The organism is Synechococcus sp. SYN20 (assembly GCF_014279555.1).
Taxonomy (GTDB): Bacteria; Cyanobacteriota; Cyanobacteriia; order PCC-6307; family Cyanobiaceae; genus Synechococcus_C.
In genome coordinates this window covers 159,346-175,416 of the sequence record NZ_CP047959.1, presented here as the reverse complement: position 1 = coordinate 175,416, position 16,071 = coordinate 159,346, and the positions used below count along the sequence as shown (strand labels likewise).

Genomic DNA, 16,071 nt, shown 5'->3' with positions numbered 1-16,071 from the left:
CGAATCAGCCCAGCGCAGAGATAAACGAGCGGCTGGCAATACTTTGATGGGACATGTAATGACATAGGAGTGGAAAAAGGAGACAGATCCTATACATCGACCATAAAAAACAATTCGTAGGATTCATGCATTGAGCAATTCCTTGAAATAAGCAATCGTGGGATCAAGGCCTTGCTCAAGTTTCACCGTAGGTTTCCATCTCAACTCTTTCTGGGCAAGATCAATCACTGGCTGACGTTGCAATGGATCATCTTGCGGTAAAGGTTTGCAGATCAACTCCAACTTTGGATTGATCTTCTCTCGCACCAGCTCAGCCAGCTGACGGATCGTGAACTCGGTGGGGTTACCGATGTTGATTGGCCCGGCGTGATCTCCATTCATCAGGCGAATCATCCCTTCAATCAGATCATCCACAAAACAGAAGCTCCTGGTCTGACTTCCATCGCCATACAGTGTTAGAGGCTCACCCTTGAGCGCCTGCACAATGAAATTGCTCACCACCCGGCCGTCATCAGGCAGCATGCGCGGGCCATAGGTGTTGAAAATTCGCATCACCCGGATCTCCAGGTCATGCATGCGCTGGTAATCGAAGCAGAGCGTTTCAGCGATGCGCTTGCCTTCGTCGTAGCAGCTGCGGATGCCAATCGTATTCACGCAACCCCGATAACTCTCGGGCTGGGGATGCACCTCTGGATCGCCATACACCTCACTGGTACTTGCCAGCAGCAACCGAGCCCCCACCCGCCGAGCCAATCCGAGCATGTTGTAAGTACCAATAAAACTGGTCTTCGCTGTCTTAACCGGATTGAACTGGTAGTGCACTGGTGAGGCCGGGCAAGCCAGATGCCAGATCCGGTCTACCTCCAGCTTGATCGGCTCGGTCACGTCATGGCGGATCAGCTCAAAGCGGGGGTTGCCAATCCACTGCGCAATATTCTGCTTTCGGCCCGTGAAGTAATTGTCCAAACAAATCACCTCTTCTCCGGCTTCCATCAGGCGATCGCAAAGATGGGATCCCAGAAAACCAGCACCACCGGTAATCAGATTGCGGGTGAGGGATGCGGGCATGAAATGGTCAGAATTTGGAGATCAGAAGTTGCAGCAGGGAAGCGCTAAGTGAAGCGAACCGCAAGTTCACATACAACGGGATTCTCAATCATCCGATAACCACGACTCCGGCTCGACCCGTCGAAGCTAAGAGGCGTCTCAGCTGTTTACTTAGCTTGCAACGCGGATCGGTTCGGAGCCCCGTCGAGCACCACATCGATTTCGACGTTACGCCACATCCATGGCCGATGTCTAAGTCCCCCTTGAATCCCATTCCCAGGTTGCGCGAGACTGACAGATATCGATAGCTGCGCCCTGGTGACCACCCCGCTGATCCCTGTCATTCTCTGCGGCGGCACGGGAACACGCCTCTGGCCTCTCTCAAGGGCCAGTTATCCCAAACAATATTGGCCGCTCGGCGGCGATGGCGACGACACCCTGTTGCAGCAAACCCAGAAGCGATTAGCAGGACTTGAAGCGCTTGGCGACCCGCTGCTGATCTGCAACGAGGATCATCGCTTCATCGTGGCCGAACAGATGCGTCAGATCGATGTAAAACCAGGCGCAATCCTGCTCGAACCGATGGGACGCAACACGGCTCCGGCTGTGGCCGTGGCTGCCCTGCAAGCAACAGCCCAAGGCGAAGACCCCCTCCTGCTCGTGCTTGCCGCAGACCACGTGATTCGCGATGGGAGGCACTTTCAAACCGCCATTGCCTCTGGCCGAGCAGAAGCAGAAGCAGGCCGGCTCGTGACCTTTGGAATTGTGCCAACAGCCCCTGAAACCGGTTATGGCTACATCGAAGCCGCCGAACCGCTCGTGCCTGGGGCATTAACGCCGGTGCCAATCGCCCGCTTTGTGGAAAAGCCCGATCAGGCAACCGCCGAACAATTTCTTGTGAGTGGGCGCTTCACCTGGAACAGCGGCATGTTTTTGTTTAAAGCCAGCGCCATGCTGGCTGAGCTGGAGCGTCTCACGCCCGAAGTAGTGAGCTGCTGCCGCGCAGCCCTAGAGCAAGACGTTGCCGATATGGATTTTCTCCGCTTGGAGAGGAAGGCCTTCGCCAAGTGCCCCAACGTGGCCATTGATGTGGCGGTGATGGAGAAAACCGAGCTCGGCTCTGTCCTTCCCCTTGATGCCGGCTGGAGTGATGTGGGCAGCTGGAGCGCCCTCTGGGATACGGCCGATCGTGATGAAAACGGCAATGTGTTGCGTGGCCGGGTGATCAGCGAAGGCAGCAAAAACTGTTATCTACGCAGCGAACACAGGCTGGTGGTGGGCCTTGGCGTGGAAAACCTGGTGGTTGTGGAAACCGATGACGCCGTGCTGATCGCTGATCGCAGCCAAGCCCAAAATGTGAAAACGGTGGTGAAGCAGCTAGAAGCTGAGGGCAGCCCAGAGGGCAAAGCCCATCGCAAGATTTATCGCCCTTGGGGTGCCTACACCGGAGTGGTGGAAGGAACGCGCTGGCAAGTGAAGAGGATTTCCGTGAAACCCGGCGCCAGCCTCTCGCTGCAGATGCACCATCACAGAGCTGAACATTGGGTCGTTGTACACGGAACTGCACTGGTTGAACGGGATGGAGAACAGCAACTGATCGGCGAAAACCAAAGCACCTACATCCCTTTGGGTTGCAAGCACCGGCTCAGTAACCCCGGGAGGATCCCCGTGGAAATGATCGAGGTGCAGAGCGGTGAATACCTTGGAGAAGACGACATCGTGCGCTTTGAAGATCGCTACGGCAGAGGCGATCTTCAAAGCGCCGACTGATTGACCTCCAGCCGCACGCCACCCGCTACATCATTCAACTGTCACGCTCTTCGCCAAATTGCGTGGCTGATCCACATCCAAGCCGCGATAGGCCGCAATGTGATAACTCAGTAGCTGCATCGGCACCACGGTGAGCAGGGGGCTCACCCACTCGCTCACTTCCGGCACGGGCAAGAGCGAATCAAATAACTCGGTATCTGGGCCTTCAGGGGCAACACCAATCATTTGCGCATCACGGGCCTTGGCCTCCTGGGCATTGCTCAACACCTTCTCAAACACGGGGCCAGGCATGGCAATCGAGACCACCGGCACGTGGGAATCAAGCAGGGCGATCGGTCCATGCTTCATTTCTCCAGCTGGATAGCCCTCGGCATGGATGTAACTGATTTCCTTGAGCTTGAGGGCTCCCTCCAAGGCAATCGGATAATTAATCCCACGTCCTAAGAAAATCACATCTTGGGTTTCAGCAAAGCGCGGCGCCAAGGCTTCTGATCCCTTGTCATGATGCTCCACCAGGCTCTCCAGCTGCTCCGGCAAAGCCCGCAGTTCTTCGAGCAAAGCTTTGATTTCAGCGTCTGAGCGATGCCCCCGCCTGGCAGCAAAGGCAACCGCCAAGCCATAAAAAGCCAACAACTGTCCAAGGAAGGTTTTGGTGGCTGCCACCCCAACCTCGATCCCTGCACCGATATCAAGGATGTAGGGCACCTGCCGGGCTAAGGAACTCTCGGTGCGATTGGTCACCCCTAGCTGCTTTGGTGCGTAATCGGCCTGGCCATAGGCCTGGCGACGCTTGGCATCCATGCTGAGCGCCGCCAGCGTGTCGGCCGTTTCTCCAGACTGCGTCACCCCAATCGTGAGGGTGTGGGGCGCCAGCGGAGGTGGGGCATAACGAAACTCACTGGCATAAAACACCGAGGTGGGGAGTCCCGCGAATTGCTCAAGCAGGTACGCCCCCACCAAAGCCGCGTGACGACTGGTGCCACAGGCCAAAATTTGGATGCGCTCCACCCCTTCATAGAACGACTCCTCAAACGGAAGCGCCACCGGATTGCTTGCGGGCAACCCCACCGGCAGATGCCGGTCCACCCAGAGCCGCGCCGTTTCGGGCTGCTCGTGGATTTCCTTCAACATGAAGTGGCGGAAATGGCGCTTGTCGGCAATGTGATCCGAACCACTGAGCATGGTTGGAGTGCGCTGTTGCCGCGCTCCCTCCGCGTCGTAGAGCTCGATCCCCAGTGGACTCAGCAGCGCCACCTCGCCGTCTTCCATTGGAAGAATCGTGCGCGTGAAACCCGCCAAAGCTGGCGTATCACTGGCACAGAGGAACTCCCCTTCCCCAAGCCCAATCAGCAGCGGTGCCGCTTTGCGTGCCACCACCAGGGCACCGGGTGCATCGGCCCACAACACCGCCAAGGCATAAGCCCCTTGCAGCCTGGGCAACACGGCCTGCACGGCTTCTAGAAGAATTTGGCCGTTTCCAGCTCCTTCGCTTACCCCCATCAACTGCAACTGAGCTGCAATCAGATGGGGAATCACCTCGGTGTCGGTTTCCGACTGAAAGCGCACACCAGCGGCAGTGAGCTCCTCTCTCAAAGCCCGGTGGTTTTCGATAATCCCGTTCTGAACCACCGCAACCCTGCCGCTGCCATCACGATGGGGGTGGGCGTTGTGCTCCTCCGGCTTGCCATGGGTCGCCCAGCGGGTATGGCCGATCCCGCAAAGCCCTGGCGCACCCTCACTGTCCACACGCACGCTGAGGTTGTTGAGCTTGCCTTTGGCGCGAAGGCAATGCAAATCCTTCCCCTCCAACGTGGCGATGCCCGCGGAGTCGTAGCCGCGGTACTCCAACTGACGGAGGCCTTCAAGCAGCAGCGGTGCCGCGTCTCGCGAACCAATCACCGCAACGATGCCGCACATATAAAAAAAACCCGGCTTAGCCGGGCTGATCGTATGGGTATTGAACCAAATTCAGTAGGCCAAGCCCATGCTTCGACTGGTTTCGTCCCCGAGATAAACACGGATGCTGAGGAAGTCTGTGGGGCAGGCGGTTTCGCAACGCTTACAGCCCACGCAATCCTCTGTGCGCGGTGATGAGGCAATTTGGCCCGCCTTGCAGCCGTCCCAAGGCACCATTTCGAGGACGTCTAGGGGACAAGCGCGCACACATTGCGTGCAACCGATGCAGGTGTCGTAGATCTTGACGGCGTGGGACATGTGCCCGTTCCGATGCGGATGACTTGAAGTCAAGGTACCCGTCGCCGGTGCCAATGAGTCATTCACGCCGGCCTGCCGTCACCGTTGTTAACGCCACGAGATGGAGCATGGGCCAAGCCCGTAAGATGCGGCGTCACGTCTGCACGGCCATGTCCCAGGAATCGATCCTCGAAAAAGTCCGTTCGATCGTTACGGAGCAGCTCAGCGTCGATGCCGGCGAAGTCAAACCTGAGTCCAACTTTCAGAACGATCTGGGAGCTGACTCACTCGATACCGTCGAGTTGGTGATGGCTCTTGAGGAAGCCTTCGACATCGAAATTCCCGATGAAGCCGCCGAAGGTATTGCCACGGTTGGCGATGCCGTCAAATTCATCGAAGACAAGCAAGCCTGAGGATCTGCATGGTGGAGGGTCTCCAGCGCGTCGTGGTCACGGGCCTCGGTGCTGTTACACCGATCGGCAATACCGTCGCTGACTATTGGGAGGGCTTGACCTCCGCAAAGAACGGCGTCGAAGCGATCACCTTGTTTGATGCAGCGCAGCACGCCTGTCGCTTCGCTGCTGAAGTCAAGAATTTTGATCCCAGTGGCTTCATTGAGCCCAAAGATGCCAAACGCTGGGATCGCTTCTGCAAGTTCGGCGTGGTGGCTGCCAAGCAAGCTCTCGCCGACTCGGGCCTCACGATCACCCCAGACAATGCCCATCGCATTGGCGTGAGCATCGGATCGGGTGTGGGCGGGCTGCTCACCATGGAAACCCAGGCCCATGTCTTGAAAGACAAGGCCCCGGGTCGCGTCAGCCCGTTCACGGTGCCGATGATGATCCCGAATATGGCTACTGGGCTGGCCGCGATCGCCCTGGGCGCCAAGGGGCCTAGCTCCGCTGTAGCCACCGCCTGTGCCGCCGGCTCCAATGCCATCGGTGATGCCTTCCAGCTTCTGCAGCTGGGTAAAGCCGACGCCATGATTTGCGGCGGCGCCGAATCAGCGATCACGCCCCTGGGGGTTGCCGGATTCGCCAGTGCCAAGGCGCTCTCGTTCCGCAACGACGATCCCTCCACGGCGAGTCGACCATTCGACAAAACCAGGGATGGATTCGTGATCGGAGAAGGATCAGGGATTTTGGTCCTTGAAACCCTTGCCCACGCTGAAGCCCGAGGTGCCACGATTTTGGCCGAAATCGTGGGCTACGGCACCACCTGCGATGCCCACCACATCACCTCTCCAACCCCAGGCGGCGTCGGTGGCGCTGCTGCGATGCGCCTCGCCCTCGAGGATGGCGGAATCGCAGCTGAGAGCGTGGACTACGTCAACGCCCATGGCACCAGCACTCCAGCCAACGACAGCAACGAAACCTCCGCAATTAAAAGTGCTCTTGGCAGTCGTGCCAACGACATTCCGGTGAGCTCAACGAAATCGATGACGGGCCACCTGCTCGGGGGCTCAGGCGGCATCGAAGCTGTGGCCTGTGTGCTCGCACTGCGCAACGGTGTGGTGCCACCCACCATCAACTACAACAATCCGGACCCCGAATGTGATCTGGATGTTGTGCCGAACACGGCTCGTGAACTAACACTGGGAACAGTGCTGTCCAATTCCTTCGGCTTCGGCGGTCACAACGTCTGCCTCGCCTTCCGACGCATGAGCTAAGTCCAAGCTCAGTCCAATCCCCAACACCTCCTCCCTCTTCACTCCATGGCCGCCGCAACCGCTTCTCTCGACACGCTCTGCGTCAACAGCATCCGCATGCTGGCCGTTGATGCCGTCAATAAATCCAATAGCGGTCACCCCGGTTTGCCCATGGGCTGCGCACCGATGGGGTATGCGTTGTGGGACAAGTTTCTAAAGCACAACCCCAAAAACCCCAAGTGGTTTAACCGCGATCGGTTTGTGCTGTCAGCCGGGCATGGCTGCATGCTCCAGTACGCCCTCCTGCACCTCACCGGGTACGACTCGGTGACGATCGACGACATCAAACAATTCCGTCAGTGGGGCTCGAAAACGCCAGGCCACCCGGAAACATTTGAAACCCCTGGGATTGAAGTCACCACCGGCCCCCTTGGCGCAGGCATCTCGAATGCAGTGGGCCTGGCGATCGCCGAATCCCACCTAGGCGCCAAATTCAACAAGGCTGACGCCAAAGTTGTGGACCACTTCACCTACGTGATCATGGGTGATGGCTGCAATCAGGAGGGCGTGGCTTCAGAAGCTGCCTCCCTGGCCGGCCACCTCAAGTTGGGCAAATTGATTGCCCTCTATGACGACAATCACATCACCATCGATGGACGAACGGATGTCTCGTTCACCGAGGACGTTCTCAAGCGTTACGAGGCCTATGGCTGGCACGTCCAACACGTGGCCGACGGCGACACCGATGTGAACGCCATCGCCAAGGCGATCGAAGCTGCAAAGGCCGTCACGGATAAGCCTTCGATCATCAAGGTGACCACCACCATCGGCTACGGCTCACCCAACAAGAGTGATACGGCTGGTGTCCATGGCGCCCCCTTAGGAGAAGAGGAAGCTGAGCTCACCCGCAAACAGCTGGGCTGGACCCATGGCCCATTCGAAATTCCTCAAGAGGCCTACGACCAGTACCGCCAAGCCGTAGAACGCGGCGCTTCGCAGGAAGCCGAGTGGAATCAAGCTTTGGCGAACTACCGCAGCAAGTACCCCACAGAAGCCGCTGAATTCGAGCGCATGCTGCGCGGCGAGCTTCCCCAGGGCTGGGACAAGAACCTGCCCACTTACACCGCAGACGACAAAGGTCTGGCCACTCGCAAGCACTCTCAGATTTGTCTCGGAGCCCTGGGAGCCACAATCCCCGAATTGATCGGCGGCTCCGCTGACCTCACCCACTCCAACTACACCGACATCGCCGGAGAAACCGGCTCCTACCAGCCCGAAACCCCTGAGAAGCGTTACCTGCACTTCGGTGTGCGCGAGCACGCGATGGCGGCCGTCCTCAATGGCATCGCTTATCACAACAGCGGCTTGATCCCCTACGGCGGCACCTTCCTGGTGTTTGCCGATTACATGCGCGGTTCCATGCGCTTATCGGCCCTGAGCATGCTTGGTGTGATTTACGTGCTCACCCACGATTCCATCGGCGTCGGTGAAGACGGCCCCACCCACCAGCCGATCGAAACCATACCCTCACTGCGCGCGATGCCAGGGATGCTGGTGTTCCGTCCTGGTGACGGCAACGAAACCAGTGGTGCCTACAAAATTGCGATCCAGAATCGCAACCGCCCCAGCGCGATGTGCCTCAGCCGCCAGGGAATGGCGAATCAGGCCAACTCTTCGATCGAAAAGGTCGCTTTTGGCGGTTACGTCCTTGAAGACTGTGCTGGCACCCCCGATCTAATTTTGATCGGTACAGGCACCGAACTTGACCTCTGCGTCCAAGCCGCAAAACAGCTGACATCAGAAGGCAAAAAAGTGCGTGTGGTCTCGATGCCATGCGTTGAGCTCTACGACGAGCAAAGCGATGCTTACAAAGAGGAAGTTCTTCCCAACGCCGTTCGCAAGCGGATCGTGGTGGAGGCCGCTGAAACATTTGGTTGGCACCGCTTCATCGGACTGGATGGTGACAGCGTCACCATGCATCGCTTCGGGGCATCGGCTCCAGGGGGCACTTGTATGGAGAAGTTTGGTTTCACCGTCGAGAACGTCGTTGCCAAGTCAAAGGCGCTGCTGGGCTGATCGTTAGCGACCTATTTCGCACCAGACAAGAGCATTCCTTTTCAAGCCCTCCCCAAGGAGGGCTTTTTATTTGACTTGGTTCACCACCACCCACCCAAATGGCATCCACGCCATGGGGCAACAAACCCATGGGCACGCACCCAAAAAAGAGATGCAGCTTCAAGCCAAGCCAACAAAAAAACCCCGGCGATGACACCAGGGTTTAAAGAGTGATCCTCAAGGCCGCAGGCCCTTGAGGCCAAAGCTCACAGCTTGTCCTGCTTCACGCCAACCAATTCCGCGGCACCCTGAGTCTTGAGCACTTGCTCCAGTCCTGCCAAATCCTCATCGGTGATCTTGGTTTGCATCGGGCAGTGCTTCGGCCCGCACATCGAGCAGAACTCGGCTTGCTTGTAGATGTCTGCTGGCAGGGTTTCGTCGTGATATTCCTTCGCCCGCTCGGGGTCTAAAGACAACTCAAATTGCTTGTTCCAGTCGAAGGCATAACGAGCCCGGCTGAGCTCATCATCGCGATCCCTCGCCCCTGGGCGATGACGGGCGATATCAGCGGCATGGGCAGCAATCTTGTAGGCGCACATCCTCTGCATTGGGAAGACCCAAGTGCTCTTTAGGCGTCACGTAGCAAAGCATCGCGGTGCCATGCCAACCGGCCATCTCCGCACCAATCGCAGAGGCGATGTGGTCGTAGCCAGAAGCGATATCTGTCACCAACGGGCCAAGTACATAGAAAGAAGGGCGCCTCATTGCACTCTTCCAAAAGTAAGCAATTCTTTGCTGAAAGAGCAATATTGATTCCTCGCATCTATCGAGTCAATGGACAAAAGCAGTCGCAGCCAATACGTGCACAAATTTCACTAAAAGTGGCTTACGCCCAGAAGCCCGTTGCCAATATAAATATCACTTTCAACCGTATTTACCTTGGCAATACATAATATTCAATATTTTATTTATTTATGACATAAACTAAGTTGCTAGTTAATCCAATTAATTTATGATGATGGCATTTATAGATTAATTTATTGCCAGCAAGCATATGCTTCATGCTTAGGTCAGTGAGTAAATTAAGATTTTTCTCTGTCGAGAAAAATCTTCTACCCGTCATTCTTAAAAATCTTCTAAACCAAGACTGCGGAAGCCAATGGATCATGAACGTAAGTGTATGAAATTCTATAGGGAACCATCGATTAGGGGTTGTGATAACAGAGATTTTACTGACTCGAGCCAACTCTAGAATAAGCTGCTCTTGTCTTTGCCTCGATCCTACGTGCTCGATAACAGCTGAACAAAAAGCAATATCAAAAGAATCATCCAAGAAAGGAAGACTACAAGCGTCAGCACAAACAAACTTTAAACCTGGATATAGTTCTTCCAAAAAGCGAGCATCTTCCATGCCTACAGCCACAATTCGGCCAGGATAAGGATACATCTTTTCAAAGAAATTTGAGTCACTACTCATATCACTTGTAACTCCAACATCTAATACTTTCAAAGATCTATCCAAGGCAATAGCAGCAATAGTAGATTTATAAATCGACTTTCTTACATGAAGCGCTAATTTTTCTGCAAAGCCCAAAACACGAGGCGCAATATATCCTGAAGTCTTTTGCATTAGCTTGAAGAAGAAACGGCTAAAAGAGAGACGCCAAACACTATTAAAATGATTCCTGCGAAAGCTGGGTAGGTAATCTTTTCGGAAAATTCAAATATTCCAATTCCAACTGTCAACAACATAGAGAGCGAAATTACGACAGGGTAACCATAAGATAGATTTATTTTTGATAATGCGAAAGTCCACATTACAGTAGCGAGGGCATAAATAATGCAAGCCGCTACAAACGAAGGATTCGAGACTAATCTCAAGAACAGAACATGTTTGATAGTGGCTCCAGAAGGATTCACAAAAACCACAAGAGAAGCTTTTTTAAATAATAGCTGGCCAATCGACATCAATGAAGAATAAGCCAGCAAGAAAAACATTGTATTCATTTTAGAAAACCTTCATTGCAAGCAAATAAATACCGTTCCAGAAAAATAAAGCGCTTCGAGTCAAATAGAGGTCCAAAATATTTTTCGATTTGGGCGCATATCTACAATCATTGATTACATCCATTTGAAATCATACAGGATCAATGGGAGGGAGACGTGAATTCCTATATTAACTTTACAGGTCGTAACAAGGTTGCCCCCTCAATCCAAGTACTACCAAAAACTGTATCAAGTATTCAAGAGAGCTCAAAAGAAAGACTATTAAAAAAAACAAATAAATAAATAAACTAAATGCTAACGATCAAATAAAAAATTAACAATCAATCGTCGATGCTGCCGCTTCTAACTACGCAATGAACGTATTGTTGATATTTTAGCTGCAGTCAAATAGCAAGCAAGCGATGCAGACCAAGCGAAACAAACTAAATACGTCATAACATTTTCTATCCTAGATGAAGGGTTCGAATTAAAAAATGAAGCAAAAGAAAAAGTAAAGACAATCAAACCAACTAAAAAGCTAATTGCCGAAACCTGATAGATAGTATCAACTCCTTTTGCACCACGAAGAACATATTTGCGCATCCACGAGGCGAATATGCTTGGCCTTCCATAAGTTTCAGCAAACATAGCACGAGTAGTTAAATAATCGGAAAAAACAAAAAGGCCGCTGAAAAGAGCAAAAATAGACACGATTAGTGTATTTGGCCCATTTGCAGGACTTAAATCAGAAGCAAAACTTAATAGCGAGATTACTGAGACTAAAAACAGAAAACAAGCAAATAACAAGAAGGAATACTTTGGACTGAATGAAAGCATGAATTTCAAATGCCTCCAACCATCTCTCCATGTCCGCAAATGAGGAGTTCGTTCTGGATGATCAAGACTGAGTGACGTGGGAACTTCTACAAGCTTCAGATCACGCAAAGAGGCTTTAATCACCATTTCTGATGCAAACTCCATCCCACTAGATTTTAAAAAAAGCAAATCAATTGCTTCTTTTTTAAAAGCTCTTAATCCACAATGAAAATCTCCAACTGATATGCCAAACAGCAACCTACCAAATCCGCTTAGTACAGGATTGCCAACCCAACGGTGCATAAAAGGCATAGCACCTGCTTCAATACGCCCTAAAAAGCGGTTACCCATAACCAAATCTGCACCTAACGCCAATTGCTCTAAGAACAAAGAGGCATCCTTAAAGTTGTAAGTACGATCAGCGTCACCCATTATTACGTATTGACCTTGGGCTGATTGAATTCCAGCTAATAAAGCAGCACCATAACCTCGTTCGGCCACTTCGATTAAGCGAGCACCATTTTCCAAAGCTATCGACTGTGATCCATCTGTACTTCCATTATCTGCGACAATAACTTCATATGGAACTTCGGCTAAATCTCCACCATGATGACAATCAATTAAAACCCCTTCAAGACACAATGATTCGTTTAAGCATGGTACAACAAAAGATAAAACAATGTTTTGGGGTGGTTTAATTGTTGTCATAAATTAATTAGCCGTAGACCTCGAAGGATTTGACCTATAAACCAATATATCATAAAACCTCCAAATATATACGGTAATAAGTGGTGATACAATATTCAAGTAACCGCGGGAAGGGAAACTTGTGATATGTACCAAGACAAGAACAATGAAAGTAAGAAGACCTAAGATTCCTATAAAGGCCAAAGATGGTTCAAATAGAAGTAGAATTGATCGCGCATCAATTATTAGCAATCTTATAATCACAAAAGCAAAGGACGTGATAAGTACGTTGCGCAATAGTCGGCCAACCCAATTCAACCTAGAAATCTTATCAGCAAAATCAGAAAGCTTCTTCGGACTAAACTCCGCCAGACTTACTCCCAGCTCTTTTGCGTTTTTAGACATATGAGTTATTTGTCCATAAGCAAAATTATTAGCTGGAGAAATTAAATACTGAAAATGACTGACGGATGTCTTGAGAAAATTAACGAAAGGGCGACCATCATTCGCCCACCTTTCAGGATAGGGGAGATATCCATATGAAGATTGAACGCATGATAGGATATTTTTGTTTTGATCACACACTTCAATAATTTGTTTGTTTAGTTTTCTAGTCAAATCTTGAAATTGTTCGGGAGTATCTATCTGGAAAGTAGAGAACATTGACTGCCGTAACGCCCACATGAACCAACCTCCAGCATATTCTCCACACAAATCTTGGTTAATATTGCATCCAGGTGTTTTCCAAACAAGATCATCTAGATTTGAAAGAACATTAGAAAGGTCATTATCATTAGCTACGGATCTAATTAAATCTATTGATTCTTGATCTATGGGTACATACTGCTTTTGAGAGCTACCTAATTTTTTTACAGATGAGAGATTCTGATAAAATGATTTGAAACTACCCTCTTCAAATTCATTCGATATATACAACCCATAATGAGATTGATTAATTAATTTAACTATAAATACAGGCCCATTTATTGACACAAAACAGGCTATAACAATTGGCAAAAGTCTAATTAAAAACTTTGAATTAAAATATCGGGTCGAAATAAAAACACGACAAAATACATGGATAGAGAAATATAGAGCTGTGGCAACGACAACAAAGCGAGCTTCTCTTGTAATCATTAACAGGCCTAGGCTAAAATAAGTAATTATCAGACATATTATTAAAGCATATTTTTTTTCAACTTGTTTGAGATTGTAGTCAAAACTTTTTAAGATATCAATTGAACAGATGCCTGCAGTTACAGCTATTAGCTCAATGGGAATATATGAAACCTCTCTAAGTAAACGCCAACCAGGTCCTGTTCCAAGAAGCAAGGGGTCAAACAACAAACAAGTAAGAGCAAGACATTTCAGCCAGCTTGATAATTTTTTTAGGCAAGTGGTACAAAAAATTACACAAACTATAGAATAAAATACTCGAAGGCCGAAAAGTGGCGGCATTCTAAAAATAGAAAAGATCCACATTTGAACTGAATGATATGGTCCTTTGATAAGAGTAAGTTGATCATAATTTGAATCAAGCCAATTTCCACGCCCTATAGATAATGCATGAGAGATAAATAAATCATCATCATGCCCTGATGAGGGTACTTCTGTAGGCAGTCCGTAAAGAGAGAAAATATAGAACGAAATTATAAGCAAACAACCAAACAGCCATATACGCTTAGAATTCATTGATTTTATGCATTATTAACACTTTACCATAGTGGACCATCCAGGAGTGTACATACAAATAATTACTTGCCCTGATTTAATAATAGATGTCTTACGCAGAACAAAAACAAATGCATGTTAAACAGGAAATCCTGAGGAATAAATGAGCGAAAATATTTCCAAACAAAATGCATAAGTTTATAGAATCATCAGAGAGGTCTCAAAAATAAAATTCACGCGCCCAATCCCGCCTACAGTTGAATAACATTAATGAATGTATTAAAATTCTAAGATGATTTACATCAACTATTTACCACTTAAGCGCCAATTGATTGAAGCTTCATCCACTAAACGTTCCCGGAGGAGTAGGTGTCAACGAAGCAGCTACGACGCTCTTATTACAACGATTTGGCGTGCCAGTTGAAATCGGCCTTCCGATTGCAATTTTGAGAAGGATTTTTACCATTTGGAGTATTACCGCTTTCGCCGGAATATCGAACTTTCTTCCGATATCTTCAAGTGAATAGAAGTTTACGGCCAACAAGGCCGGGAAAATCAAGAAAAGCAAGTCTGAATGATCAAAGAATATTGCATGCTCTTATTTCTTAAGCACCAAAAAAAGGGCTGACTATTTACTTTTGGCGGCTATTTACTGCCAAGAAGAAGGAATCTATAACCATATGAACTAACTTCTACAAATGTTTTCAGGGTCCTTTATCTGCTTGCAAGCACGCCTCGAGGGAGAGGCGTACTAATGCCATGCGCGGACATCTCAGATTTCTTTGTCCAACTTCACACCAGCCAATTCCCCAGCACCACTTTTGGCCTTAAGAATATCTTCTAAGCCAGCAAGATCCTCATCGGTGATTTTGGTTTGCATCGGGCAGTGCTTGGGACCGCACATCGAACAGAACTCAGCTTGCTTGTAGATGTCTGCTGGCAGGGTTTCGTCGTGATACTCCTTCGCCCGCTCAGGATCTAAGGACAACTCAAACTGCTTATTCCAATCGAAGTTATAACGGGCCCGGCTCAGTTCATCATCGCGATCCCTCGCACCAGGACGATGACGGGCGATATCAGCCGCGTGAGCTGCGATCTTGTAGGCAATCAACCCCTCACGCACATCTTCTGCATTGGGAAGACCCAAGTGCTCTTTTGGCGTCACATAGCAGAGCATTGCGGTGCCATGCCAGCCCGCCATCGCCGCACCAATCGCGGAGGTGATGTGGTCGTAGCCAGGAGCGATGTCGGTCACCAACGGACCCAGCACATAGAAGGGCGCTTCATTGCACTCCTCCATTTGCTTTTTCACGTTGAATTCAATTTGGTCAAGGGGCACATGACCTGGACCCTCCACCATCACTTGCACGTCGTGCTTCCAAGCCCGGCGGGTGAGCTCACCGAGCGTTTTCAGTTCAGCCAGTTGGGCCGCATCGGAGGCATCGTGCTGACAACCAGGGCGAAGTGAATCGCCTAGGGAGAAGGTGCAGTCGTAGCGCTTAAAAATCTCGCAAATATCGTCAAAACGCGTGAACAAAGGATTTTGACGGTGGTGATACAACATCCACTGGGCCAAAATTCCGCCGCCTCGGCTCACAATTCCGGTGAGACGTCCCTTCACTTTGGGGAGATGTTCAATCAACAGGCCAGCGTGAATCGTCTGGTAATCAACGCCCTGTTGGCAATGCTTTTCGATGATGTGCAGGAAATCATCTTCATCAAGTTTCTCGATCGAGCCATGCACACTTTCCAAGGCCTGATACACAGGCACCGTGCCAATCGGAACGGAGGAGGCACCAATAATCGACGTCCGCACTTCATCCAGGTTCACGCCTCCAGTGGACAAATCCATCACCGTGTCGGCGCCATATTTCACGGCCAACTTCAGCTTGTTCACCTCCTCCGCTGCATCCGAAGCATTGGGGGACGCACCAATGTTGGCGTTCACCTTGCATTTGCTGGCGATGCCAATCGCCATCGGCTCCAGATTGGTGTGATTCACATTGGCGGGAATGATCATCCGACCCCTCGCCACCTCTTCCATCACAAGCGATTCCGGAAGGTTCTCGATCGTGGCCACATAGGCCATCTCCTCCGTCACCACACCCTTACGGGCGTAATGCATCTGAGACACATTGGCCTGGCCCTTACGAGCGGAAACCCATTCAGTACGCATGTCCTTGGCAGCAGCGGAATTG

13 protein-coding genes and 1 pseudogene are annotated in these 16,071 nt (G+C 50.8%); 5 read left to right on the top strand and 9 right to left on the bottom strand.

Annotated elements, in window-relative coordinates; all coding sequences use genetic code 11:
- Positions 1 to 123: 123 nt before the first annotated feature.
- A complete protein-coding gene (locus tag SynSYN20_RS00850; protein WP_186524350.1) occupies positions 124 to 1,068 on the bottom strand; it encodes a UDP-glucuronic acid decarboxylase family protein in 945 nt (314 codons plus the stop codon).
- Between the two features lie 297 nt (positions 1,069 to 1,365).
- Here SynSYN20_RS00850 and SynSYN20_RS00845 point away from each other — a divergent pair, with 297 nt between their 5' ends.
- Entirely contained in the window at positions 1,366 to 2,817 is a 1,452-nt protein-coding gene (locus SynSYN20_RS00845) for a mannose-1-phosphate guanylyltransferase/mannose-6-phosphate isomerase (RefSeq protein ID WP_186524349.1), read from the top strand.
- 30 nt (positions 2,818 to 2,847) lie between these two features.
- Here the strand turns inward: SynSYN20_RS00845 and glmS are convergent, their stop codons facing one another.
- Positions 2,848 to 4,734, bottom strand: coding sequence for a glutamine--fructose-6-phosphate transaminase (isomerizing) (gene glmS / locus SynSYN20_RS00840; protein ID WP_186524348.1), 1,887 nt, complete (start codon positions 4,732 to 4,734; stop codon positions 2,848 to 2,850).
- 51 nt (positions 4,735 to 4,785) lie between these two features.
- Positions 4,786 to 5,031: a photosystem I iron-sulfur center protein PsaC gene (gene psaC, locus SynSYN20_RS00835; protein ID WP_007099573.1), complete on the bottom strand. Its 246-nt coding sequence runs from the start codon at positions 5,029 to 5,031 to the stop codon at positions 4,786 to 4,788.
- A 149-nt stretch (positions 5,032 to 5,180) separates the two neighbouring features.
- Here psaC and acpP point away from each other — a divergent pair, with 149 nt between their 5' ends.
- The 3 genes from acpP to tkt are packed head-to-tail and all read left to right on the top strand — an operon-like array spanning position 5,181 to position 8,734.
- Positions 5,181 to 5,423: an acyl carrier protein gene (gene acpP, locus SynSYN20_RS00830; protein ID WP_186525353.1), complete on the top strand. Its 243-nt coding sequence runs from the start codon at positions 5,181 to 5,183 to the stop codon at positions 5,421 to 5,423.
- Positions 5,424 to 5,431: 8 nt separating this feature from the next.
- Complete coding sequence (fabF, locus tag SynSYN20_RS00825; RefSeq protein WP_186524347.1) at positions 5,432 to 6,679, top strand: beta-ketoacyl-ACP synthase II; 1,248 nt, start codon at positions 5,432 to 5,434, stop codon at positions 6,677 to 6,679.
- A 45-nt stretch (positions 6,680 to 6,724) separates the two neighbouring features.
- Entirely contained in the window at positions 6,725 to 8,734 is a 2,010-nt protein-coding gene (gene tkt, locus SynSYN20_RS00820; RefSeq protein WP_186524346.1) for a transketolase, read from the top strand.
- 245 nt (positions 8,735 to 8,979) lie between these two features.
- Here the strand turns inward: tkt and SynSYN20_RS00815 are convergent.
- The 5 genes and pseudogenes from SynSYN20_RS00815 to SynSYN20_RS00795 form a co-directional block, all read right to left on the bottom strand.
- Positions 8,980 to 9,491: pseudogene (locus SynSYN20_RS00815) on the bottom strand (phosphomethylpyrimidine synthase ThiC); the annotation flags it as partial.
- Positions 9,492 to 9,677: 186 nt separating this feature from the next.
- Positions 9,678 to 10,343: a class I SAM-dependent methyltransferase gene (locus SynSYN20_RS00810; protein WP_186524345.1), complete on the bottom strand. Its 666-nt coding sequence runs from the start codon at positions 10,341 to 10,343 to the stop codon at positions 9,678 to 9,680.
- On the bottom strand, positions 10,343 to 10,681 hold the full coding sequence (locus SynSYN20_RS00805) for a hypothetical protein (protein ID WP_186524344.1): 339 nt from the start codon (positions 10,679 to 10,681) through the stop codon (positions 10,343 to 10,345). The genes SynSYN20_RS00810 and SynSYN20_RS00805 overlap by 1 nt, the downstream gene beginning before the upstream one ends.
- 381 nt (positions 10,682 to 11,062) lie before the next feature.
- Positions 11,063 to 12,223, bottom strand: a complete 1,161-nt coding sequence (locus SynSYN20_RS00800; protein WP_186524343.1) for a glycosyltransferase family 2 protein — start codon at positions 12,221 to 12,223, stop codon at positions 11,063 to 11,065.
- 3 nt (positions 12,224 to 12,226) lie between these two features.
- On the bottom strand, positions 12,227 to 13,894 hold the full coding sequence (locus SynSYN20_RS00795) for a hypothetical protein (RefSeq protein ID WP_186524342.1): 1,668 nt from the start codon (positions 13,892 to 13,894) through the stop codon (positions 12,227 to 12,229).
- 311 nt (positions 13,895 to 14,205) lie between these two features.
- On the opposite strand from SynSYN20_RS00795, the gene SynSYN20_RS14625 reads away from it, so the two are divergent.
- Entirely contained in the window at positions 14,206 to 14,400 is a 195-nt protein-coding gene (locus SynSYN20_RS14625; RefSeq protein ID WP_186524341.1) for a lysylphosphatidylglycerol synthase domain-containing protein, read from the top strand.
- Positions 14,401 to 14,645: 245 nt separating this feature from the next.
- On the opposite strand, the gene thiC is transcribed toward SynSYN20_RS14625, so the two are convergent.
- Positions 14,646 to 16,049 (bottom strand): phosphomethylpyrimidine synthase ThiC, encoded by a 1,404-nt coding sequence (thiC, locus tag SynSYN20_RS00785; RefSeq protein ID WP_186524340.1) that lies wholly within the window; start codon positions 16,047 to 16,049, stop codon positions 14,646 to 14,648.
- Positions 16,050 to 16,071 lie beyond the last annotated feature (22 nt).

Excerpts from the sequence above, each read along its gene's own strand:
- tkt (WP_186524346.1), top strand. The coding sequence starts at position 6,725 with ATGGCCGCCGCAACCGCTTCTCTCGACACGCTCTGCGTCAACAGCATC.
- SynSYN20_RS00795 (WP_186524342.1), bottom strand. The coding sequence starts at position 13,894 with ATGAATTCTAAGCGTATATGGCTGTTTGGTTGTTTGCTTATAATTTCG.
- psaC (WP_007099573.1), bottom strand. The coding sequence starts at position 5,031 with ATGTCCCACGCCGTCAAGATCTACGACACCTGCATCGGTTGCACGCAA.
- SynSYN20_RS00810 (WP_186524345.1), bottom strand. The coding sequence starts at position 10,343 with ATGCAAAAGACTTCAGGATATATTGCGCCTCGTGTTTTGGGCTTTGCA.
- SynSYN20_RS00805 (WP_186524344.1), bottom strand. The coding sequence starts at position 10,681 with ATGTCGATTGGCCAGCTATTATTTAAAAAAGCTTCTCTTGTGGTTTTT.
- SynSYN20_RS00800 (WP_186524343.1), bottom strand. The coding sequence starts at position 12,223 with ATGACAACAATTAAACCACCCCAAAACATTGTTTTATCTTTTGTTGTA.
- acpP (WP_186525353.1), top strand. The coding sequence starts at position 5,181 with ATGTCCCAGGAATCGATCCTCGAAAAAGTCCGTTCGATCGTTACGGAG.
- fabF (WP_186524347.1), top strand. The coding sequence starts at position 5,432 with ATGGTGGAGGGTCTCCAGCGCGTCGTGGTCACGGGCCTCGGTGCTGTT.
- glmS (WP_186524348.1), bottom strand. The coding sequence starts at position 4,734 with ATGTGCGGCATCGTTGCGGTGATTGGTTCGCGAGACGCGGCACCGCTG.
- thiC (WP_186524340.1), bottom strand. The coding sequence starts at position 16,049 with ATGCGTACTGAATGGGTTTCCGCTCGTAAGGGCCAGGCCAATGTGTCT.
- SynSYN20_RS00850 (WP_186524350.1), bottom strand. The coding sequence starts at position 1,068 with ATGCCCGCATCCCTCACCCGCAATCTGATTACCGGTGGTGCTGGTTTT.